The sequence below is a fragment of the Enterobacter sp. 200527-13 genome (assembly GCF_027924865.1).
Lineage (GTDB): Bacteria > Pseudomonadota > Gammaproteobacteria > Enterobacterales > Enterobacteriaceae > Enterobacter > Enterobacter ludwigii.
The window spans coordinates 270,779-293,537 of record NZ_BSCM01000003.1; the positions used below are offsets into that span (position 1 = coordinate 270,779).

General features: G+C 57.6%; 23 protein-coding genes. 14 read left to right on the plus strand and 9 right to left on the minus strand.

Annotated features, from left to right (window positions below; translation table 11 throughout):
- From hpaI to yjiA, 9 genes are all read left to right on the plus strand, one after another.
- The gene (gene hpaI / locus QMG44_RS13390) at window positions 1-798 is read left to right on the plus strand and encodes a 4-hydroxy-2-oxoheptanedioate aldolase (RefSeq protein WP_032681713.1); all 798 of its coding nucleotides are present in this window, start codon (window positions 1-3) and stop codon (window positions 796-798) included.
- A gap of 21 nt (window positions 799-819) precedes the next feature.
- Window positions 820-2,172 (plus strand): 4-hydroxyphenylacetate permease, encoded by a 1,353-nt coding sequence (gene hpaX, locus QMG44_RS13395; protein WP_047356938.1) that lies wholly within the window; start codon window positions 820-822, stop codon window positions 2,170-2,172.
- Window positions 2,173-2,181: 9 nt separating this feature from the next.
- The gene (gene hpaA / locus QMG44_RS13400) at window positions 2,182-3,093 is read left to right on the plus strand and encodes a 4-hydroxyphenylacetate catabolism regulatory protein HpaA (protein ID WP_014168485.1); all 912 of its coding nucleotides are present in this window, start codon (window positions 2,182-2,184) and stop codon (window positions 3,091-3,093) included.
- A 164-nt stretch (window positions 3,094-3,257) separates the two neighbouring features.
- Window positions 3,258-4,820 (plus strand): 4-hydroxyphenylacetate 3-monooxygenase, oxygenase component, encoded by a 1,563-nt coding sequence (gene hpaB / locus QMG44_RS13405; protein ID WP_014168483.1) that lies wholly within the window; start codon window positions 3,258-3,260, stop codon window positions 4,818-4,820.
- 17 nt (window positions 4,821-4,837) lie between these two features.
- On the plus strand, window positions 4,838-5,347 hold the full coding sequence (locus QMG44_RS13410) for a 4-hydroxyphenylacetate 3-monooxygenase reductase subunit (protein ID WP_014168481.1): 510 nt from the start codon (window positions 4,838-4,840) through the stop codon (window positions 5,345-5,347).
- Between the two features lie 178 nt (window positions 5,348-5,525).
- A complete protein-coding gene (locus QMG44_RS13415; RefSeq protein WP_086533217.1) occupies window positions 5,526-6,443 on the plus strand; it encodes a YafY family protein in 918 nt (305 codons plus the stop codon).
- 190 nt (window positions 6,444-6,633) lie between these two features.
- Window positions 6,634-8,787: a carbon starvation CstA family protein gene (locus QMG44_RS13420; protein WP_020885314.1), complete on the plus strand. Its 2,154-nt coding sequence runs from the start codon at window positions 6,634-6,636 to the stop codon at window positions 8,785-8,787.
- Window positions 8,788-8,883: 96 nt separating this feature from the next.
- Window positions 8,884-9,087 (plus strand): YbdD/YjiX family protein, encoded by a 204-nt coding sequence (locus tag QMG44_RS13425; protein WP_003856610.1) that lies wholly within the window; start codon window positions 8,884-8,886, stop codon window positions 9,085-9,087.
- A 10-nt stretch (window positions 9,088-9,097) separates the two neighbouring features.
- Window positions 9,098-10,051, plus strand: a complete 954-nt coding sequence (yjiA, locus tag QMG44_RS13430; protein WP_020885316.1) for a GTPase — start codon at window positions 9,098-9,100, stop codon at window positions 10,049-10,051.
- Between the two features lie 46 nt (window positions 10,052-10,097).
- Here the strand turns inward: yjiA and QMG44_RS13435 are convergent, their stop codons facing one another.
- A complete protein-coding gene (locus tag QMG44_RS13435; RefSeq protein ID WP_123266859.1) occupies window positions 10,098-11,456 on the minus strand; it encodes an esterase-like activity of phytase family protein in 1,359 nt (452 codons plus the stop codon).
- Window positions 11,457-11,868: 412 nt separating this feature from the next.
- On the opposite strand from QMG44_RS13435, the gene QMG44_RS13440 reads away from it, so the two are divergent.
- Window positions 11,869-12,414 carry a YfaZ family outer membrane protein gene (locus tag QMG44_RS13440; protein WP_014168475.1) on the plus strand — a complete coding sequence of 182 codons (546 nt, stop codon included), beginning with the start codon at window positions 11,869-11,871 and terminating at the stop codon, window positions 12,412-12,414.
- Complete coding sequence (locus QMG44_RS13445; protein ID WP_020885318.1) at window positions 12,414-12,734, plus strand: hypothetical protein; 321 nt, start codon at window positions 12,414-12,416, stop codon at window positions 12,732-12,734. Before QMG44_RS13440 ends, QMG44_RS13445 begins: the two co-directional genes overlap by 1 nt.
- 44 nt (window positions 12,735-12,778) lie before the next feature.
- Here the strand turns inward: QMG44_RS13445 and QMG44_RS13450 are convergent, their stop codons facing one another.
- Complete coding sequence (locus tag QMG44_RS13450; RefSeq protein ID WP_025205640.1) at window positions 12,779-14,149, minus strand: NAD-dependent succinate-semialdehyde dehydrogenase; 1,371 nt, start codon at window positions 14,147-14,149, stop codon at window positions 12,779-12,781.
- Window positions 14,150-14,303: 154 nt separating this feature from the next.
- Here QMG44_RS13450 and QMG44_RS13455 point away from each other — a divergent pair, with 154 nt between their 5' ends.
- Genes QMG44_RS13455 through QMG44_RS13465 form a run of 3 tightly spaced genes read left to right on the plus strand, consistent with a single transcriptional unit; the run spans window position 14,304 to window position 17,024 of the window.
- Entirely contained in the window at window positions 14,304-15,056 is a 753-nt protein-coding gene (locus QMG44_RS13455; RefSeq protein WP_232937786.1) for an AraC family transcriptional regulator, read from the plus strand.
- Between the two features lie 39 nt (window positions 15,057-15,095).
- Complete coding sequence (locus tag QMG44_RS13460) at window positions 15,096-15,749, plus strand: LysE family translocator (RefSeq protein ID WP_086533214.1); 654 nt, start codon at window positions 15,096-15,098, stop codon at window positions 15,747-15,749.
- A 3-nt stretch (window positions 15,750-15,752) separates the two neighbouring features.
- A complete protein-coding gene (locus tag QMG44_RS13465) occupies window positions 15,753-17,024 on the plus strand; it encodes a DUF445 domain-containing protein (protein WP_014168469.1) in 1,272 nt (423 codons plus the stop codon).
- Here QMG44_RS13465 and QMG44_RS13470 read toward each other — a convergent pair.
- The 7 genes from QMG44_RS13470 to QMG44_RS13500 form a co-directional block, all read right to left on the minus strand.
- A complete protein-coding gene (locus QMG44_RS13470) occupies window positions 17,021-18,097 on the minus strand; it encodes a DUF2955 domain-containing protein (protein ID WP_014168468.1) in 1,077 nt (358 codons plus the stop codon). The two genes, QMG44_RS13465 and QMG44_RS13470, sit on opposite strands and share 4 nt — an antisense overlap.
- Window positions 18,087-19,154 carry an HlyD family secretion protein gene (locus tag QMG44_RS13475; protein WP_086533213.1) on the minus strand — a complete coding sequence of 356 codons (1,068 nt, stop codon included), beginning with the start codon at window positions 19,152-19,154 and terminating at the stop codon, window positions 18,087-18,089. The genes QMG44_RS13470 and QMG44_RS13475 overlap by 11 nt, the downstream gene beginning before the upstream one ends.
- On the minus strand, window positions 19,151-19,621 hold the full coding sequence (locus QMG44_RS13480) for a MarR family winged helix-turn-helix transcriptional regulator (RefSeq protein ID WP_025205651.1): 471 nt from the start codon (window positions 19,619-19,621) through the stop codon (window positions 19,151-19,153). Before QMG44_RS13480 ends, QMG44_RS13475 begins: the two co-directional genes overlap by 4 nt.
- A gap of 135 nt (window positions 19,622-19,756) precedes the next feature.
- Window positions 19,757-20,452 (minus strand): helix-turn-helix transcriptional regulator, encoded by a 696-nt coding sequence (locus QMG44_RS13485; protein ID WP_050737539.1) that lies wholly within the window; start codon window positions 20,450-20,452, stop codon window positions 19,757-19,759.
- A complete protein-coding gene (locus QMG44_RS13490; protein ID WP_041162412.1) occupies window positions 20,445-20,822 on the minus strand; it encodes a hypothetical protein in 378 nt (125 codons plus the stop codon). The genes QMG44_RS13485 and QMG44_RS13490 overlap by 8 nt, the downstream gene beginning before the upstream one ends.
- A complete protein-coding gene (locus QMG44_RS13495) occupies window positions 20,815-21,138 on the minus strand; it encodes an antibiotic biosynthesis monooxygenase (protein ID WP_086533212.1) in 324 nt (107 codons plus the stop codon). The genes QMG44_RS13490 and QMG44_RS13495 overlap by 8 nt, the downstream gene beginning before the upstream one ends.
- A gap of 108 nt (window positions 21,139-21,246) precedes the next feature.
- A complete protein-coding gene (locus QMG44_RS13500) occupies window positions 21,247-22,662 on the minus strand; it encodes an aldehyde dehydrogenase family protein (protein ID WP_086533211.1) in 1,416 nt (471 codons plus the stop codon).
- Window positions 22,663-22,759 lie beyond the last annotated feature (97 nt).

The following is a 22,759-nucleotide window of genomic DNA, read 5'->3' on the forward strand; positions in this document are numbered from 1 at the left end:
ATGGAAAACAGATTCAAAGCGGCGCTGAGCGCCGGAAAACCGCAAATCGGCCTGTGGCTGGGGCTGACCAGCAGTTACAGCGCCGAGCTGCTGGCCGGTGCGGGTTTCGACTGGCTGCTGATCGACGCAGAGCACGCGCCCAATAACGTGCAAACCGTCCTGACCCAGCTGCAGGCGATCGCGCCTTACGCCAGCCAGCCGGTGGTACGCCCGTCGTGGAACGACCCGGTCCAGATCAAACAGCTGCTGGACGTCGGGGCGCAAACCCTGCTGGTGCCGATGGTACAAAACGCCGATGAAGCCCGGCTGGCGGTGCGCGCCACGCGTTATCCACCGGCGGGGATCCGCGGCGTGGGCAGCGCGCTGGCTCGCGCCTCGCGCTGGAACCGCACTCCTGATTACCTGCAGCGCGCTAACGATGCCATGTGCGTGCTGGTGCAGATTGAAACGCGCGAGGCGCTGAAAAATCTGCCGCACATCCTCGACGTGGAAGGCGTGGACGGGGTGTTTATTGGCCCGGCGGATTTGAGCGCCGACATGGGCTTTGCCGGAAATCCGCAGCACCCGGAAGTCCAGGCCGCCATCGAGAAGGCCATTGCGCAGATCCGTGCGGCAGGCAAAGCGCCCGGCATCCTGATGGCTAACGAGCCGCTGGCAAAACGCTACCTCGAGCTTGGCGCGCTGTTTGTCGCCGTCGGGGTCGACACCACCCTGCTTGCACGCAGCGCCGAGGCGCTGGCGGCACGTTTTATCGATATCCCGGTTACGTCAGTAAATAACAATAAATCCGTCTACTAAACGTACGATGTGGAGCGCAACATGACGACCTCTACCCTGCAAACCCATGATAATAAAGCTGTAGAACACCGCGTTATTCAGAAGCTGTTTCGTCGTTTGATCGTGTTTCTCTTTATCCTGTTTGTCTTCTCGTTTCTTGACCGCATTAACATCGGCTTTGCCGGGCTGACGATGGGCAAAGATCTGGGCCTCACCTCGACCATGTTTGGCCTGGCCGCCACCCTGTTTTACGTCACCTACGTGATATGTGGGATCCCCAGCAACATCATGCTGGCGAAGGTCGGCGCCCGGCGCTGGATCGCCGGGATCATGGTGGTGTGGGGCATCGCTTCCACCTGCACCATGTTCGCCACCAGCCCGCACACGCTCTATGTGCTGCGCATGCTGGTGGGCATTGCCGAGGCCGGATTCCTGCCGGGGATCCTCGTCTATCTCACCTGGTGGTTCCCTGCCTACCACCGCGCCCGCGCCAATGCGTTGTTTATGATCGCCATGCCGGTGACCATGATGCTCGGCTCGATCCTCTCCGGTTATATTCTGGCCATGGACGGGCTGTGGAACCTGAAAGGCTGGCAATGGCTGTTCCTGCTGGAGGGGCTACCGTCCGTGGTGCTCGGCGTAGTGACGTGGTTCTACCTGAACGACACGCCGGATCAGGCCAGCTGGCTGGATGACGACGAAAAGCAGGCGCTTAAAACAATGATCGCCCGCGAGCAGGAGTCGGCCATCGCCCGCCCCGTCACGCCGCGTTCGACGCTGCGCGAAGTGTTTACTCCGGCCGTGCTGCTCTATACCCTGGCCTATTTCTGCCTCACGAACACCCTGAGCGCGATTAATATCTGGACGCCGCAGATCCTGCAGAGCTTTAACACCGGCAGCAGCAACATTGTGATTGGCCTGCTGGCGGCGATCCCGCAGTTTTGCACCATCATCGGGATGATCTGGTGGAGCCGCCGCTCCGACAGGCTGAAAGAGCGAAAAAAGCACACCATTCTGCCGTATCTCTTTGCGGCGGCAGGATGGTTACTGGCCTCGGCGACCCACCACAGCCTGATCCAGCTGCTTGGCATCATCATGGCCTCAACCGGATCGTTTACCGCCATGGCGATCTTCTGGACCACGCCGGATCGGGTTATTAGCCTGCAGTCGCGGGCGGTCGCACTGGCGGTGATCAATGCCATCGGTAACGTCGGATCCGCCGTCAGCCCGCTGTTGATCGGTATTCTGCGTGACAGCACCGGCAGCTTCAGCTCCGGGTTGTGGTTTGTTGCCGGCTTGCTGGTGGTCGGCGCGCTGGTGCTGACACGTATCCCGATGACGCAGCGGGAAAGCCTTGAGCACGAGCCGGGTATGGCGGCGCAGAAAATCCCGTAAGGAGCGGCTATGTGCCAGAACCCGATCGCGAATATCGACATCAGCAAAGAGTACGACGAAAGTCTGGGAACGGATGATGTTCACTATCAGTCGTTCGCCCGCATGGCGGCCTTTTTTGGCCGCGACATGCAGGCTCACCGTCACGACCAGTATTTTCAGATGCACTTTCTGGATACCGGACAGATCGAACTGCAGCTCGACGATCACCGCTACTCGGTGCAGGCTCCGCTGTTTGTGCTCACCCCCCCGTCGGTACCGCACGCGTTTATTACCGAATCCGACAGCGACGGGCACGTTCTGACGGTGCGCGAGGATCTGATCTGGCCGCTGCTGGAAGTGCTCTACCCCGGCACGCGGGAAGCCTTTGGCCTGCCGGGGATCTGCCTGTCGCTGGCCGATAAGCCGGACGAACTGGCGGCACTGAAGCACTACTGGCCGCTGATTGCCCGGGAATCTACGGAACAACTGCCCGGGCGCGAACACACGCTGGTTCTGTTAGCCCAGGCGGTGTTCACCCTGCTGCTGCGCAACGCGAAGCTCGACGATCACGCCGCCAGCGGCATGCGCGGCGAGCTGAAACTGTTCCAGCGCTTTACCCAGTTGATTGACGTCCATTTTCATGAGCACTGGACGGTGCCGGAATATGCCAGCGAACTGCACCTGACCGAATCGCGTCTGACCGATATCTGCCGGCGCTTCGCCAACCGCCCGCCGAAGCGGCTGATTTTTGACCGTCAGCTGCGTGAAGCGAGGCGGATGCTGCTCTTCTCCGACAGCGCGGTCAGCGAAATCGCCTGGCAGCTGGGGTTTAAAGACCCGGCCTATTTTGCCCGGTTTTTTAATCGGTTAGTGGGGTGTTCGCCGAGCGCGTATCGGGCACAAAAAGTACCGGTGTCGTCTGTCACCCCACCCCAGCCCTGACCCTCCCCCGGGTTCAGGGTGAGGGAAATCACACTCTGCGATCATATGCGAAAAGTACCAGCCGTTGTCCCAATCGTCCCTTCACGTTCACCCCCGCTCAGGCTTCAATTAAACAACAAAAACAAAACATAAATTTAACATCACTATTCCGATACGAGGTCCCTATGAAGCCTGAAGATTTCCGCGCTGATGCCAAACGTCCGTTAACCGGTGAAGAGTATTTAAAAAGCCTGCAGGATGGCCGCGAGATTTATATCTACGGCGAGCGCGTCAAAGACGTGACCACTCATCCGGCGTTTCGCAATGCGGCAGCCTCCATCGCGCAGATGTACGATGCGCTGCACAAGCCTGACATGCAGGACACGCTGTGCTGGGGCACCGATACCGGCAGCGGCGGCTACACCCATAAGTTTTTCCGCGTGGCAAAAAGTGCCGACGACCTGCGTCAGCAGCGTGACGCCATCGCCGAGTGGTCGCGCTTGAGTTACGGCTGGATGGGCCGCACCCCGGACTACAAGGCGGCGTTTGGCTGCGCGCTCGGTGCCAATCCGGCGTTCTACGGCCAGTTCGAACAGAACGCCCGCAACTGGTACACCCGTATTCAGGAAACCGGGCTTTACTTCAACCACGCCATCGTTAACCCCCCCATCGACCGTCACAAACCGGCGGACGAAGTAAAAGACGTCTACATCAAGCTGGAAAAAGAGACCGACGCCGGGATCATCGTTAGCGGCGCAAAAGTGGTGGCAACCAACTCGGCGCTGACTCACTACAACATGATCGGTTTTGGCTCCGCGCAGGTGATGGGCGAAAACCCGGACTTCGCGCTGATGTTCGTTGCGCCAATGGACGCCGAAGGCGTGAAGCTGATCTCTCGCGCCTCTTACGAAATGGTGGCAGGTGCGACCGGCTCTCCGTACGACTACCCGCTCTCCAGCCGTTTCGACGAAAACGACGCGATCCTGGTGATGGATCATGTGTTGATCCCCTGGGAAAACGTGCTGATCTACCGCGATTTCGATCGCTGCCGTCGCTGGACCATGGAAGGCGGTTTTGCCCGCATGTACCCGCTGCAGGCCTGCGTACGTCTGGCGGTGAAGCTCGATTTCATTACCGCGCTGCTGAAGAAATCGCTGGAGTGTACCGGCACCCTGGAGTTCCGCGGCGTGCAGGCGGATCTCGGGGAAGTGGTGGCCTGGCGCAACATGTTCTGGGCGCTGAGCGACTCCATGTGTTCTGAAGCCACACCGTGGGTGAATGGTGCGTATCTGCCGGATCACGCGGCGCTGCAGACCTACCGCGTCATGGCCCCGATGGCCTATGCGAAGATCAAGAACATCATCGAGCGTAACGTCACCAGCGGCCTGATCTATCTGCCGTCCAGCGCGCGAGACCTGAACAATCCGCAGATCGACCAGTATCTGGCGAAATACGTGCGCGGCTCCAACGGCATGGATCACGTGGAACGCATTAAGATTTTGAAACTGATGTGGGATGCCATCGGCAGCGAGTTTGGTGGTCGTCACGAGCTGTATGAGATCAACTACTCCGGCAGCCAGGACGAAATCCGTCTGCAGTGTCTGCGTCAGGCACAGAGCTCTGGCAACATGGACAAAATGATGGCAATGGTCGACCGCTGCATGTCCGAGTACGACCAGCATGGCTGGACAGTGCCGCACCTGCACAATAATTCCGATATCAACATGCTGGATAAGCTGCTGAAATAACGCAGCGGGAGGTTTCAATGCATACAGAACAACGCCTGCGTTTTCGCGATGCGATGGCCAGCCTGTCGGCGGCGGTTAATGTTGTCACCACCGAGGGCGATGCAGGACGCTGCGGCATTACCGCCACCGCCGTCTGTTCGGTCACGGACACCCCGCCATCGCTGATGGTCTGCATCAATGCCAACAGCGCCATGAACCCGGTTTTCCAGGGTAACGGTAAGCTGTGCGTCAACGTGCTGAACCATGAGCAGGAGATCATGGCCCGCCACTTCGCCGGGATGACCGGCATGGCAATGGACGATCGCTTTGCCCTCTCCTGCTGGCAGAAAGGTCCGCAGGGGCAACCGGTGCTGAAGGGCGCGCTGGCAAGCCTTGAAGGCGAGATTAGCCAGGTGCAAACCATCGGCACCCATCTGGTTTATCTCGTTGAAATTAAAAACATCATTCTGAGCGAAGCGGGACACGGCCTGATCTATTTTAAACGCCGTTTCCACCCCGTCATGATGGAGACTGAAGCCGCAGTGTGACCCCCTCCTGCGCTGGCCGTTTCCCGGCCAGCGCCAATTTCCACAAAAATTCCTAAGGTTTCCGCTTAATCACGCCGTTATATAGCCATAAGAGAAATTTTCTGTGTCTGAATACTGACAATACATGTCAGTGCGACCCGCATCATTCAGCGCATACCCTAATATACAGGAAGACCTTATGGCTAAATCGACGCGGAGCCGCTCGGCTGAACGTCTGGTCGATATTCTGGTTGAGTTACATTTAAATGGTGTGGTAAACCGCAGTGCGCTCATGGAAAAATTTAAAATTACCGAGCGCACCGTCTACCGGGATTTAAATGCGCTTTCACCTATTGTGGAACATACCGGTAACGGACTGTATCGTCTGATCCATTCCGCACAATCTCCCGGTGGACAAGGATTACATCACACGATTGCTAACTTCCTGAATGCCGATAGCTTTTTCCCGGAAAGAAATACGGAATTCTGGCAGAAACTTGAAACACGCGTTGACGAAAATCATATTCTTATTCTTGGCAACGAAGCAGAGCACACGGTAGAACGTGATATTCATCGCTATTTATCGAAAATCGAGAAATCGATTAAGAATCGTAATGTATGCCAGATCGTTTATAAGGGTAAAACCCGCCTGATTAATCCCTATAAACTCATTAACAATAAAAATATATGGTATTTACAAGCCACCGAGAATAGCCGGCTAAAATCCTTCTCGTTGAGTCAGATTAGCTGGTTTGATATTCAACAAAAAACCTTCACGCCGGAAGAAAATGCGCTCGGGCTGCTGGAAAAAAGCCTTGATCCGTGGGTGTCGGAAGACACTTTCGAAGTGAAAATATTCATTAAAGATACTATTTCACATTACTTTATGCGCCGCGACCTGCTGCCGGAACAAGAGCTTGTCGGTGAGCAGCACAACGGCGTCACGCTGCGCTGTCAGGCGGCACACGAGAACCAGATCCTGCCGCTGCTGTTCTACTGGCTGCCGAACATTCAAATCCTGGAGCCCAACTGGCTAAAAGAGAAGCTGCTTAAAACGCTGGAAAATTATCTGGCGGTAGAGCGCACAGCAGATAACCACGTGATCTCAATCACATAATTTCTCCCGGCGGCGGCGAGACGGAACCACTCGCCGCCCTCTTTGACCGCTCACCTGGCCCTTTCAACCGCTCATTCATTTACCTGTCTTTACACGCGCGTGGTTCTGGCACGATCGCTCCAGCATTAATCAATACCTCCTCATAACGAACCCTGACCCTTTTTCATTACATAAAAAACCAGGTCTTACTATGGATACGAAAAAACTACTGAAGCACGTGCCCTGGGCGTTACTCGGGATCCTCGGCGCTTTTTGTCTGGCGGTTGTCGCACTACGCCGGGGCGAACACGTAAGCGCCCTGTGGATCGTCGTTGCGTCTGTCTCCGTCTATCTTGTTGCTTATCGCTACTACAGCTTATACATCGCGCAGAAGGTCATGAAACTCGACCCGACGCGTGCCACTCCGGCGGTCATTAATAATGACGGTCTCAACTACGTGCCCACCAACCGCTACGTGTTGTTTGGTCACCACTTTGCCGCTATCGCCGGTGCGGGTCCGCTGGTCGGCCCGGTTCTGGCCGCGCAGATGGGCTACCTGCCTGGTACCCTGTGGCTGCTCGCGGGCGTAGTGCTGGCCGGGGCGGTGCAGGACTTTATGGTGCTGTTTATCTCTTCTCGCCGTAACGGCGCCTCTCTGGGTGAGATGGTCAAAGAGGAGATGGGCCGCGTGCCGGGGACCATCGCGCTGTTCGGCTGCTTCCTGATTATGATCATCATCCTCGCGGTGCTGGCGTTAATCGTGGTGAAAGCGCTGGCCGAAAGTCCGTGGGGGGTCTTCACCGTCTGCTCTACCGTGCCGATTGCGCTGTTCATGGGTATCTACATGCGCTTTATCCGCCCGGGTCGCGTGGGTGAAGTATCGGTGATTGGTATTGTGCTGCTGGTTGCATCCATCTACTTCGGTGGCGTGATTGCGCACGACCCATACTGGGGCCCGGCGCTGACCTTCAAGGACACCACCATCACCTTCGCGCTGATTGGGTATGCGTTTGTCTCCGCTCTGCTGCCGGTCTGGCTGATCCTGGCACCGCGTGACTACCTGGCGACCTTCCTGAAAATCGGCGTTATCGTCGGTCTGGCGATCGGCATCCTGGTAATTAACCCGGATCTGAAAATGCCGGCAGTGACCCAGTACATCGACGGTACCGGTCCTCTGTGGAAAGGTGCGCTGTTCCCGTTCCTGTTTATCACCATTGCCTGCGGTGCGGTCTCTGGCTTCCACGCCCTGATTGCTTCCGGTACCACACCGAAGCTGCTGGCTAACGAAAAAGACGCGCGTCTGATTGGCTACGGCGCAATGCTGATGGAGTCTTTCGTGGCGATCATGGCGCTGGTTGCCGCGTCCATCATCGAACCGGGCCTCTACTTCGCGATGAACACCCCTCCGGCAGGACTGGGCATTACCATGCCAAACCTGCATGAGATGGGCGGTGATAACGCGGCGCTGATCATGGCGCAGCTGAAAGATGCGAGCGCACATGCTGCCGCAACCGTCAGCTCCTGGGGCTTCGTGATTTCGCCTGAGCAGATCATGCAGACCGCGAAAGACATTGGCGAACCGTCAGTCCTGAACCGCGCCGGTGGCGCACCGACGCTGGCAGTGGGTATCGCACACGTGTTCCACAAAGTGCTGCCGTGGGCGGACATGGGCTTCTGGTACCACTTCGGTATTCTCTTTGAAGCGCTGTTCATCCTCACCGCGCTGGACGCCGGTACCCGTGCGGGACGCTTTATGCTGCAGGACCTGCTGGGTAACTTCGTGCCGTTCCTGAAAAAAACCGACTCTCTGGTGGCGGGTATTCTGGGAACCGCAGGCTGCGTGGGTCTGTGGGGTTACCTGCTGTATCAGGGCGTTGTCGACCCGCTGGGCGGCGTGAAGAGCCTGTGGCCGCTGTTCGGTATCTCTAACCAGATGCTGGCCGCTGTCGCCCTGGTTCTTGGCACCGTTGTACTGGTGAAGATGAAACGCACCAAATACATCTGGGTCACCGTGATCCCTGCGCTGTGGCTGCTGCTCTGCACCACCTGGGCGCTTGGTCTGAAACTGTTCAGCGCCAATCCGCAGCTGGAAGGCTTCTTCTTCATGGCTAACCAGTACAAAGAGAAAATTGCCGCAGGCGGCGCGGACCTCACTGCCCAGCAGATTGCCAACATGAACCATATCGTGGTGAACAACTACACCAACGCAGGTCTGAGCATTCTGTTCCTGGTGGTGGTGTACAGCATCATCTTCTACGGCATCAAAACCTGGCTGAACGTGCGTAACGCCGAGGGTCGTACGGATAAAGAAACCCCGTATGTCCCGGTACCGGAAGGCGGCGTGAAGACCTCTTCACACCACTAATCCGCCCTCGCATCCCTCTCCCTGCGGGAGAGGGTTAGGGTGAAGGGAAACAACGCCCGGCAGCCCCAGCCGGGCTTTTTCTATCTGGAAGGCACAATGTTTGGTAACTTAGGCGAAGCGAAAAAATACCTCGGTCAGGCGGCGAAAATGCTGATTGGCATTCCGGACTATGACAACTACGTTGAGCATATGAAGACCAACCATCCGGATAAACCGTACATGACCTATACCGAATTCTTCCGCGAGCGTCAGGAAGCGCGCTACGGCGGGAGTGGAGAAGGCGGCGTACGCTGCTGCTAAAGGAGAGACCATGACCCCGATTGCCGTCACCCTGCTGACCGGTTTCCTTGGCGCCGGTAAAACCACCCTGCTGCGCCACATTCTGAACGCGCAGCACGGCTTCAAAATCGCCGTGATCGAAAACGAATTCGGCGAAGTCTCGGTCGACGATCAGCTGATTGGCGATCGCGCCACGCAGATCAAAACCCTGACTAACGGCTGCATCTGCTGCACCCGCTCGAATGAATTAGAAGATGCCCTGCTGGATCTGCTCGACAGCCGCGATCGCGGTGAAATCGATTTTGATCGCCTGGTGATTGAATGCACCGGTATGGCCGACCCCGGCCCGATTATTCAGACCTTTTTCGCCCATGAGATCCTCTGCCAGCGCTACCTGCTGGACGGCGTCATTGCGCTGGTCGACGCGGTTCATGCCGACGAACAGATGAACCAGTTCACCCTCGCCCAGTCGCAGGTGGGCTACGCCGATCGCATCCTGCTGACCAAAACCGACGTGGCGGGCGACAGCGAAAAACTGCGCGAGCGCCTGACGCGTATCAACTCGCGGGCGCCGATTTACATCGCGACGCACGGTGATATCGATCTCTCGCAGCTGTTCAACACCAACGGCTTTATGCTGGAAGAGCATGTCACCTCGACGCCGCGCTTCCACTTTATGGCAGATAAGCAAAACGACGTCTCGTCGATTGTGGTCGAGCTGGATTACCCGGTGGATATCAGCGACGTCTCCCGCGTCATGGAAAACCTGCTGCTCTCTTTTGCCGACAGGCTGCTGCGCTACAAAGGGATGCTGTGGATTGATGGCGAACCGAACCGCCTGCTGTTCCAGGGCGTACAGCGGCTGTACAGCGCGGACTGGGACAGACCGTGGGGAGATGAAACGCCGCGAAGCGTCATGGTGTTTATTGGGCTACAGCTCCCGGAAGACGAGATCCGGACAGCGTTTGCAGCCCTGCGCAAATAACCGTACGAACGCAGCCCTCTCCGCAGTTGAGGAGAGGGCTGGGAGATTATTTCAGCGCCTCGGGTAGCGTCACAATCCACAGTTCGCTTTCTGACGCCGGCTTCGCCAGCGGCTTCACGGCGAGGGTGGTCGCAACCGGTTTATCATCAATCGTGAGCACACCTTGCGAATTCACCCGATAATCCTTGAGCTTCTTGCCCTCGACCGGATTTTCCATCGCCACCTTCACGCCAAAGTCGTTATCGTTCGCGACCGCCAGCGTTTTGTTGTCAATCAGCGCTAACCCTTCGGCCTTTTCCTGCTGCCAGCCAAGCGCGCGCAAATCCACGACCTGAGTTTTAGCCGCCAGCGAAATACCGCGCTGGGCCAGCGTGTTCTCGTCATCAAACTCCGGGTATTCGCCCGGCTTATCGAAGCGTGTCAGATCGCTCGCCTTGCTGAGGTCCACCTTGTAGATGAGGTTGCGCATGCCATCGTTTTTATCGCTGCCCTGCTCAATCAGCAGCAGGTGCTGGTTATCAAGCGCCACAATATCGCCAATTTTGGCGTCACTGTTTTTGCTGTAGGCCGCGCTGTCGATGGGATAACCGTACATCGCGGTTTTCCCGGTCGCCGGGTCGAAGCTCACCAGGCGGGTAAACAGCGCCTGTTTTTTGCTTTTGCCGTCGATATCCAGCGTGCTTTGCACCGCGGCAATGATACGCCCGTCCGGCATACGGGTCAGTCCTTCAAAGCCCCGGTTTGGTTGACGCCATTTAATAATATTCGGCAAGCCGCCCGCGATGGATTTCTCGCCTTCCGCCGCCTGCGGACCGTGAATCGCCAGGATCTTGCCTTTGCTGTCGACGTTAATCAGGAACGGACCGTACTCGTCGCACAGCCAGTAACCGCCTTTACCGTCCGGCGTGATACCTTCCGTATCCAGCCCGCGATTGTCGCCCTTCAGCACCTTTAACGTGTCACTGAACGCCACTTCATTGGTCGAGCCAATCACGCCGCTTTGCAGCGGCAGACCGTTGATCTCGCCTTTATCGTCATGCAGAGGGCGTGCATCGACGGCCTCCGCTTTGCCATTTTGTACGCGAATCGTCATCAGCAGCGGAGCGAAATCGGGCGTGACAAAGATTTTGGCTTCGTCTTTCCCCACTTTCGGCGAATCCGCATTCGGACCGCGATCGGTCACGGTCGCAAACGTCAGGGTATCGCCCTGTTTACCGGTAAACAGCAGGCCAGAGCCAATCCCGACCGGGAGTCCCTTCGGGAATGCACCGGCAAACGCGCCGCTGTAGCTCACGCGCGTGCCTTCGGGGAAGCTGACAACATAGTGCTCGGCCGTGGGCTGCGCCGCCAGGCCAGAGAAAGAGAGCGCACAACCGATAAGCACAGGAATAATTTTTCTTTTCATATTGTTAGTATCCAGAAAGTGAAGCCAACAACGTAAAGAACAAACGTGTCAGGAAAATGACACCGCAGAGATACGCGGGCAGGCAATTGCAGGCGCATGAACCGCCAGAAATGTAAAACTAAACCACAAAGTGTAAAATTTGAAATGTTTCTGGAAATTATTAGAAAGCCAATTAATTCATGTCAAACGGTTATCCTCTGTCTCGTTCAGTGTCTATTTAGTCAAAAAACTAAACCTGTCCTAAACGTCCAGGCAATACATATTGACCCGGCGATAACTAAACATGAAAGCAACATTTCAAAAGCCAGCCATTAACAAAAACAGCATAAAAACACGACCTTAATCACATTTGCAGTCATAAACATCGCTTGTTAAGGTGGCCTCAGATGAAATTAATGACGAGGCATAAAACATGAAAAAACTGAATGTTCTTCTTCTTTCTGCTCTGACCGTCCTGTCGGGTTCTGCACTGGCTATGGGCGGCACGATTGAGCAAGGTAAAAACTTTACTAACCTTAATCTGGAAATGGGTAAATCCTCATCCGGTGTGTACCTTGAAAGCAACTGGCTCAAAAACACCGACGACGGCACGCAAACAGGTGGCGTTGGCGCCGGTTACAACCTGGAAGTGGGCCCGGTGATGCTGAATGCCGGTGCCAAAGCAATCTACCTTGGCCCGAAAAAAGGCGATAACGGCGTGGCATTCCCCATCGGTGGCGGTATTAACGTTGCGCTGACCGACAGCATCCACGTGTTTGGCGAAGGGTATGCCGCACCAGAAGGTCTGAACAACAGCGTGAAAAACTACGTGGAAGCCAACGGCGGTGTGAGCTGGACGCCAATCACGCCTGTGACGCTGAAAGTGGGTTATCGTCACGTAAGCGTTGACGGCAAAGACGGTCGTCCTGGCCACACGCTGATCGACGGCGCATATGTAGGCGGTGGAGTCACCTTCTGATGAAACACCGCATTACCGCGCTTTGCGTTCTGAGCATCACGCTTCTGCTCACCGGTTGCGTCCAGTATAAATGGGTGAAACCGGGAGTCAGTGACGCTGAGATGAATAAAAAGCTCACGGAATGCGAAGCACAGGCCCTGATTGATCTGCCCCCGGACAATGTTGTGACCGGTTCGAGCTCGGAAAAAATGGACAAATCGAAAAAGAAAAAGGATATTTCCACGAGCTACACGGTTGAAGACGCGAATGAATATCGCCGGGATACCTTAGTCGACAGCTGCATGTTCAAAAGCGGCTGGGACAAGATTGAAGTGCAATAACCCCAAAAAAAACCTGCCGAATGGCAGGTTTTTTATTCGCGGAGTTACTTACGCACCACCACCAGCTTCTGGTTCACAAACTCTTTGATCCCCAGGTCCGACAGTTCGCGTCCGTAACCGGATCGCTTCACGCCGCCAAACGGCAGCTCTGGCGCGGTATCGGTGAGCCAGTTGATATACACCATGCCGGTCTCAATACGCGACGCCATTTTCTTCGCCCGCTCGATATCCTTGCTGAACACCGCGCCGCCCAGACCATAGTGGGAATCGTTCGCCAGTGCGACCGCTTCGTCATCATTTTTCACCACATAGATCTGCGCCACCGGGCCGAAGAACTCCTCAAAGTAGGCCGGGTTGTCGCGCGAGATATGCGTCAGGATCGTCGGCTCAAAGAAGCACCCGTCACGCTGCACCGGTTTGCCACCGTAATGCAGCGTCGCGCCGTTTTTCACCGCCTCGTTGACCTGTCTGGTCAACGTGTCCAGCGCATCCTGAGAGGACAGCGGCCCCAGGGTGGTGCTCTCGTCCAGCGGATCGCCAATCTTCACCTGCTTAAATGCCTCGGTGAATTTCGCGAGGAAGGCATCCGCAATCTTCTCATGCAGGATGAAACGCTTCGCCGCTGTACAGACCTGGCCGGCGTTATTGAGTCGGGCATTCACGCCCGTCTTCACGGCCTTCTCCAGATCGGCATCATCCAGCACCACAAAGACGTCGTTACCGCCCAGCTCCAGGGTCGATTTTTTGATGTGCTTCGCCGCCTGCGCCGCGACCACGCTACCCGCTTTTTCGGAACCGGTCAGCGCGGCACCCTGTACACGATCGTCGGCGATGATGTTCGCCACCTGATCCGACGAAATAAACAGGTTGGTCCACGCCCCTTCCGGTGCACCGGCCTCACGCACCAGATGTGCAAACGTCTCTGCACAGTGCGGCACGATGCTGGCGTGTTTGGCGATCACCGGGTTACCGGCCGCCAGGTTCGGGGCGAGGACACGCATCAGCTGGTAATAAGGGAAGTTCCACGGCTCAACGGCCATCAGCACGCCAATAGGGTGGTGCTCGACCCACGCTTCCCCGAGTTCGGAGTCGTACTTCACCGGGGCGAGGAACCGTTGGGCATTATCCGCGTAGTAGCGGGCGATTTGCGCGCACAGTTTCACTTCACCGCGACTCTGCTCAATGAGCTTCCCCATCTCCTTGCTGGCAATTTTGGCCAGATCCTCCGTACGTTCGTCGATGAGGTCCGCAAGTTTACGCAGTACCGGCAGGCGCTGGTTAATGTCGCCTTTTGCCCAGTCCGAATGGTAAAGCGCATCGGCCGCCTTCAGCGCCGCTTCAACATCCGCGTCGGTATGGGAGGGATATTCTTTGATGAGCTGGTTTGTGGCAGGATTTACTGTCTGGTAAGCCATGTCGAATCTCCTTGTTTTACCGCTTAGGGTATTAAGGGTAGACAATATGACTGGCGATGGACGTAAAGTTGGGTATATCCGGAAGGTTCTTAGCGTGGTACTGCAACATGTCGCGCGGGCATGGTATAAAAAACGTTCCTGACAGGAGTTCCCCATGACCGAGACCCGACACATCCGCCAGACCTTTCATCGCGCCTGCGGCCACGAGCTGCGCAGCACGTGGCAGAGCACCCAGGCGTATAAACGTCATTGTCACCCACAGCTCTCTATTGGCGCGATCCTGGAAGGCCAGACGTGCTGCACAGTCCATGACAGGGAGTATATCCTGACCCCTGGCGACATCATCGTCATTCCGGCGCATGCGCCCCACAGCTGCAACCCGGTGGCGGGGCAGCCACGCAGCTACCATATGCTGTATATCGACACTGACCTTTCGCTGGCACTGCAGGTCATTCGCGATCAAGCGCTGTTTAATCACTATCTTGACGTGGTTGAGAACATGACCGCGGCCTCCCTGAACGCACTGCTTTGCGCCCTTCCTCCCTCTACAGGCCGTACAGATAAGCCCCATTCATTGAGTCAGCAGGTGCAAGAGGCGTTTCTGTCGAACCTCACCGCTCCGCCTTCCCTTGACGACCTTGCCCGGCGATTTTCACTGCGGAAAGAGACGTTAATCCGCACCTTTAAACAGGACACCGGCCTGACGCCAGGACGCTTTCTCAGCATCTCTCGCGTGGAATACGCCAAAGCGCGACTGCGTGCGGGGGATGAGCTCGCCGATGTCGGTTACCAGAGCGGGTTTGCCGACCAGAGCCATTTCCATAAAACCTTCGTCAGCTACACGGCCGCCACGCCTCGCCAGTACGCGACGGGCCGATCAATATCAGACAATAATCAGGATACGTAACGCCGTAAGGTGATCTCCGTTTTTGCTCTGGAGGTCACGATGGAACTGTTCTTCCCTTCCGCTTTTCTCGCCCTGGCGCTGGCGCATTTTGTAGCCCTGTTAAGCCCCGGTCCGGATTTCTTTTTGCTGGTCGGTTACGCCGCACGCTACCGGCTGCGCGGCAGTGCCGGGTTGTGCCTCGGTATCGCCGCGGGTAACGCGCTCTATATTGTGCTGGTGATTATCGGCTGGAGCGCCCTGCGCACGTTTTCGTGGCTGTTTACCCTTATCGAATTATCCGGCGCGCTCTACCTGCTCTGGATTGGATCGCGGCTGGCGCGCAGCCGCCCACAGACGCTTGCGCTCAATGAGACTCATCAGCGGTGCCCCTCATTGCGTAAGCAAATCCTGCTGGGGCTCGGTTCGGCACTGTTAAACCCGAAGAATGCGCTTTTTTATCTGGCGCTCATGACGGCGCTGTTAGGGCCGGATGTCACGCTGCTTCAGCAGTCAACCTGCGGTGTCTGGATGGTAATGGTGGTGCTGGTCTGGGATTTAGCACTGGTGTCGCTGATGGGCTTGCCCGTGGTTCAGCGGACGCTCAGCCGTGCACTCTGGCTGATTGAGCGAACCGCTGGCGTGGTGCTGATGGCGTTTGGTGGGTGGGTCGTGTGGCGTTTTTTGCATTTTCTTCCCGCCTCCCTCTATTCTTAAGCCATGGAAAAAATAGCTGAACTTAAACGCGCCAAGCTGCTGGCGCTGTCGCTGCTGCTGATTGCCGCCGCGGCGTTTATCACCACCCTGTTCCTGCCGCAAACCTTCTGGGTGCGCGGCGTAAAGGCCATTGCCGAGGCGGCGATGGTCGGCGCACTGGCGGACTGGTTTGCCGTCGTCGCGCTGTTTCGCCGGGTGCCTATCCCGTTTATCTCACGCCATACGGCGATCATTCCGCGCAACAAAGACCGCATTGGCGACAATCTGGGTCAGTTCGTGCAGGAAAAGTTTCTCGATACCCAGTCGCTGGTGGCATTGATCCGCCGCTATGAACCGGCACAGATGATTGGCACCTGGTTCAGCCAGCCCGACAACGCCCGGCGCGTCGGGCTGCATCTGATTCAGGTAATGAGCGGTTTTCTTGAACTGACCGACGACGGACGCATTCAGCGGCTGCTCAAACGGGCGGTGCACAAGGCCATCGACAAGGTCGACTTCACCGAAACCAGCGCGGTGATGCTGGAGAGCATGACCCGGAACAATCGCCATCAGGTGCTGCTGGACGCCATCATCAACCGCCTGATCGCGCTTATCCAGCGTGACAGCACGCGGGACTTTATCGCCGACCAGATTGTGCACTGGCTGAAGACCGAGCATCCGCGCAAGGCCATGGTGCTGCCTACCGAGTGGCTCGGCGATCAGAGTGCGGAGATGGTGTCGAATGCGGTGAATACGCTGCTGGATGATATCAGCCACGACCGCACGCACCAGATCCGCCAGGCGTTTGACCGCGCCACGCTGAAGTTTATCGACAACCTGAAAAACGATCCGGAAATGGCCGCCAAAGCCGATAACATCAAGCACTATCTGAAGAACGACGAGGCGTTTAACCGTTATCTGGGCGAGATGTGGGCCGACCTGCGTCAGTGGCTGAAAGCGGATATGCAAAGCGAGGACTCGCGCGTCAGGCAGCGCATCGCCAACGCCGGACTGTGGTTTGGTGAAACGCTGTCGAACGATGCCAGCCTGCAGGCATCGCTGAACGAGCATCTGGAGCAGGCGGCGCACCGCGTAGCACCGGATTTTGCCGCGTTCCTCACGCGGCATATCAGCGACACGGTCAAGAGCTGGGATGCCAAAGACATGTCGCGCCAGATTGAGCTTAACATCGGCAAAGACCTGCAGTTCATCCGTGTGAACGGCACGCTGGTGGGCGGGACCATTGGCCTGATCCTGTTTTTACTCTCGCAATTGCCTGCCGTGCTCGCGCATTAATTCGCCTCAGGCGGCGCGATCACATAGCGCGTAGGGGCAAAGCGATTGAGGATCAAATGCACCAGGAAGACCATTGTCAGGGTCGCCACCAGCGCAAAGGTCACCGAGGTAATGCGATAGAGATCGCTGAACACCAGGTCGCTGTCCGGGTGCATGTTCTGCCCGAACATAATGCCGATGGTGGTGATGCTGGAAAACCCGACCCCGGCACCGACCTTCTCCATCACGTGCAGCCGCGCGCCAAATGCCAGCCCAAGGCCAATAAGCGGCATCATCAGCAGCATATGGCTGCTGTGATCGTAAAGGATAAGCTGGACGACCAGAATGTAGAGGCAGCCCAGCACCACGCCAACCACGCGCCAGAGGGAACTCATCACCGCGCCGCGATAGTGCATGGGAAACAGAATCAATACCCCGGCCATCAGCGCGGACAGTGAGTCGCTCAGGTCGCTTATCTGGAAGATGACGAAAATCAGGGTGGCAACGGTCCCGGAAAGCAGCGACTCGTGGCGCACACGGGCGTCATCTTTTTCAATCAGCGGCGGCGGCTTGCGCGGCTCCACGTCCGGCAGCAGGTAATTCATCAGCGCGCTCAGGCATACCGCCATAACGCTCGCTTCGATATTGGAAAACAGCAACGTATGCCAGTCGGTGGTGGGATAGCTCATAAAGTTGAGCATCACGCTCTGGCAGACCACGCCCATCGAACCAAACAGAAACAGCGGTCCCTTACTCATAAAGCGAAAACGCATGACGTACAGGGCGAACACGACTAACGTCATGATCACCGGCCATTGCGACAGATAGCCGATGATAATGACCATTTCAACGCAGTTAAGCGAGGCGCTAAAGATAAATTGCTTCGCCACGTGACGATTAAAGACCGGTACCAGCGACAGCAGCATGATGGGGTAGACCACGAAAAACACGCCGTAGTGAGTGTTGTAAAAACTCGAAATGCTCAGCGCAATCATGCCGGCAAAGACAATGCGCAGGGTCTGGCGAAAGTCGTTTGCCGTATAGACGATGTTGCCGTGCGGGGTAAACACCCGCGCCAGAGTGTTAATAGACATAGTGCAGCAGGCTCACCAGGTGGATCTGCATCCCGGAGAAGAAGCGCGCAAACGGCCCTTCGCTGTTATAGAGCTGCACGGTGGCACGCGCACCGGTCGGAAGTTGCTTCGGCAGCGCCTCGTCCAGCGCCACGTGGATTCGCATACGCTGGGCATCACGAACCCACCGGTTGGAGGTTTCTGGCTCGGACAGCTCGCCGTTCACCGCCTCCTGTCCGGCGAGGATCCCCGCATCGCTGCTGGTCACATGCGCACGGAAGACATGTCCCGGGAAGGCGTCAAACACCACGGCGGCATCGGTTCCCTGATGGGTATGGCGCAGGCTCTTCTCGCGGAAGTCGGCCACGATATCGGCCTGATTATTCACCAGCGCCAGCGCGGCCGAGCCGGAGGAGGCGTAATAGCCAGGGCTGAGCTGCAGGTTACTGACCGTGCCGTCCGCCTGGGCGTAAACCTTCGTCCAGCCAAGATTCAGTTCCGCTTCATCCAGCGCGTTGCGGTATTTCTGCAGGGTGACGTTGCGGTGTTCTTCCCGCTCACCGCGCTGAATGCGCAGGTTACGGATGTTCGCCTGCAGCGAACTGACGGACTGCTCGCTGCTCTGCCAGGTGGTCCGGACTTTATCCAGATCCGCCTGCGACACGTTCTGCAGCGTGCTGAGTTTCTGATAACGATCGTAGGTCACCTTGTCGTTACGCGCGGTCAGCACGGCGGTTTTCAGGCTGGCCTGTGCGGCCGCGATCTGCGCATCCAGCTGTTCGTTAGAAAGTCGCGCCTGCTCCAGCGCGATTTGCGCTGCTTCCACTTTATTGCGAAACGGCGTGTCATCCAGTTCAAACAGCAGGTCGCCTCGCTTCACCTGGCTGTTGTTGTGTACATGGACAGCCGCCACGTAGCCGGAAACGCGCGGAGAAACCGGTGTCACCACGCGCATGACGGTGGAGTCCGGCGTCAGCGGGATCCAGATGTCCGCGACGACAAAGTAGACAAACATCAGCAGGAAAGAGGCAATACTTACCCTTACCCAGCGGGCAAACTTTTGTTCAGGAGTCATTATTTTTCGGTCTTGTTATCTTCTTCGCGGATTTTCCGCAAATTGCAGGCGATTTGATTCAATGTGGCGCTGAAAATATCGAGATGTTCCGGCGCGATGTTTTGCGATACGCGCGCCTGAAATGTCTCGATCACCCGGGAGAGCGTCCTGAGTACGGCGTTCCCCTCCGGCGTCAGCGTGAGTAGCCGGATACGCTTGTCATAAGGCGATACGGTGCGTAACAGGTAACCCTGTTTTTCCAGCTGTGTCAGCGTGCGCATCAGCGGCGGCAGTTCAATACCCTGCACCTCCGCCAGTTCACTCACCGAGACGTTATCCCCAAGCTGTTGAAGCTGCATCATCACCGTCCAGCTCGACTGGGTTAACCCGGTCTCGAGAATGGCGTCGTCAATCACGGCGCGCCACTGACGCACGATCATGGCCATCCGCATCCCCATCGGTCTGCGGCTAAACAGTTCTTCTTCACGCATGGGATTTCCTCTCGTAACACGCGGTCAAGATAATAGTTACCAGGATAAGTATCAAGAAACGAGAGACAAAAGAGCAGGAATTGCGAAAGACGAATGCCCTCTCCCGGTGGGAAAGGGCATCAGACCGCGGAGACTTTAGCGGCTAAAACGTTTTTTAATGGCAACGCTTCCCGACGCGGTGACCACCACGTCCCGATATCCCGCCACCCGCTGGATCCAGCCGTTGCTGTCCAGATACGCGAGGAGCGCCGCGCCCGCCTCGCCCCCAAGGTGAAACCGCCGCTCGCTCCAGTCAAGACAGGCACAGCAGGCCTTACGGCGCGGATTGGCGCTTAATGAAATACCGAGCGTCAGGAACTGTTCGCGTCCATACACGGTCAGGGCTGACCCGTCCGTCTCCAGCCAGCCCTGCGCCTGCATAAAATCATAGATTTGAACGGCCACCGTCCCTGCCAGATGGTCGTAACAGGTGCGGGCTTCACGCAGGGCTTTCGGGGCGGTGGTTTCCGGCGGGGTGATGCGGCTCCACGACAGCCCCATCATCTGCTCGACCAGCTCCGCCACGTCGTGTCCTGCCAGGCGGTAATAGCGATGCCGCCCCTGTGACAGGCAGGTAATCAGCTTGCCGTCCAGCAGACGGGTCAGGTGCCCGCTGGCAGTGGAGGGGGCGACATCCGCCGCCGCGCTCAGCTCGGTGGCGGTCCATGCCCGGCCATCCATCAGCGCACAGAGCATTTTCACACGCGACGGATCCGCCATGGCGGCGGCCACTGCCGCCATGGCCTGCTCCAGCAGCGCGCTGTTGTCAGGGGGTAAACGGGTCTTAAGCATTGACTGCCCATGGTCTGGTGATCTCTGCCGCCAGCTTATCATTATCCGTCAGCAGAATGAGGTGATTCGCATGGTCGCTGTACTGGGTCAGTACAGACACACCGTGAGCCGCTAACGCCGCGGCAATCTCACCCAGCTCACCGGGACGCGCCTGCTGCAGTTTTCTGATCAGCGGTTTACGGACTGACCGGACGTTAAACCCGCCCTCAAGCAGCACGCGACGGGCTTTTTCGCCCTCTTCCACCAGGAAATGGGCTTCGGTACCAAACACGCCGCCGCCCTCCAGCCCCACACCATTGCGCCCCAGCAGCTGGCCAAATCGCGCCAGTTCCCCTGGCGTAGCGTCGAAAATCACATGAACGTCATACATCCGCATGCCCTCCGGTTTCTGAGGCGTATTCCCGCACCACCTGTGCCACCCGGATGCGGTAGTAGGTAAAGATGGCCTCCCGCCCCTCCCTCTGCGCCGCCTGATGAAAGACGTTCTGCTTCCAGTGGCGGACCGCTTCTTCGTCCCGCCACCAGGAGAGGGAGAGAATTTTGCCGTCGGTGGTCAGGCTCTGAAAACGCTCGATATCAATAAACCCGTCGATATCCGCCAGCAGGGGGTTGAGTTCGGCGGCGAGCTGCAGGTAACGCGCCTGGTGGGCAGGCGCGGCCTGGGCTTCGAAAAGGACTGCAATCATGGTTGTCTCTCCGTTGTGAGGGTGCGGAGAGCATGCAGGAAAGAAAATGCGGATGCTTCGGTGAAGGGCGAAGTATTGTCGCCCGCTTCCCGGGAGGGCGACAAACGGTTATCCCAGAATCGACTTCGGCTCCATAAACGCGCGGATCCCCCACTCGCCCATCTCACGCCCCACGCCGGAGTGCCTGAACCCGCCAAACGGCGCTTTAGGCTCATGGGCCAGCGTGTTCACCAGCACGCGGCCCGCGACAATCTGCTGCGCCACGCGACGCGCACGTTCGACATCCCTGCCCAGCACCATCGCACTCAGGCCATACTCGGTGTCGTTGGCAATGGCGACGGCTTCGGCCTCGTCCTGATAAGGGATCACACACAGTACCGGGCCGAAGATCTCTTCCCGGGCAATCGCCATCTGATTTGTGACGTCAGCAAACAGCGTCGGGCGCACAAACCAGCCGTCCTGCGTCCCTTCCGGACGCCCTTCGCCCCCCACCAGCAGGTTTGCCCCCTCGTCGAGACCTTTACGGATATAGCCCTGCACCCGCAGCCACTGTTTTTCACTGACCATCGGGCCAATTTCTGTCGCGTTATCCCGCGGATCGCCGGATTTCACGGCCGCGACGGCCTGCGCCAGCGCAGTTTCGATTTCCGCCTTACGCGACTGCGGTACCAGAATGCGCGTTCCGGCCACGCACGCCTGCCCGCTGTTCATAAACCCGGCCTGCACCACCAGCGGGATAGCCTGCGCCAAATCGACATCATCAAGCAGGATCGTCGGCGATTTACCGCCTAACTCCAGCGTCACTCGCTTAACACTCTCCGCCGCGTTGCGCAGTATCGCTTTGCCGGTAACGGTCGAACCGGTAAACGAAATTTTCGCCACGTCCGGATGGCGGCTGAGGGTCTCACCGACCGTATCGCCCCGTCCGGTGACAATGTTAAACACGCCCGGCGGTAACCCGGCATCGCGCAGCGCCTCGGTGACAATGCGGGTTTGCAGCGCGCTCATCTCGCTCGGTTTAATCACCGCCGTGCAGCCCGCCGCGAGCGCAGCCGCCAGTTTGCCGCAGATAAACCCCGCGTCGCTGTTCCACGGGGTAATAAGCCCGGCGACACCAAGCGGCGTCATCTGCACCGTTGCCGCCCCCGCCGTGGTCACAAACTCAAAGGCTTCCAGCGCTTCGATGGCCTGGGCAATGACATCTGCCGGGTAGCGGGCCATCCACGCCGAGCGCGAGGCTGGCGCGCCGTACTCTTCAATCACCGCGTCCAGCAGCGCGTCATGACGGGCGGCCACGGCGGCATGCATGCGTTTCAGCGCGGCAATACGTTCCTGTCGGGGGGTTTGCGACCACGCCGGAAATGCCGCTTTCGCGGCCGCGATGGCATGCTCAGCGTCTACCTCATCGGCCAGGCGAACCTGGCCAATCACCCGCGCCGTCGCCGGATTGTATAAATCAAAACGTTCAGTGCCGTGCGGGGTAACAAATTCGCCGTTGATAAAGATCTGTTCGATGTTGTGCATATAAACCTCCTCAGGCTGTATGGACACAGTCTGGCACGGCTTCTCCGTTGCGATAATCCACGCTATGCTGCAAGGGTTGTTTCGATTTTCAGGATAA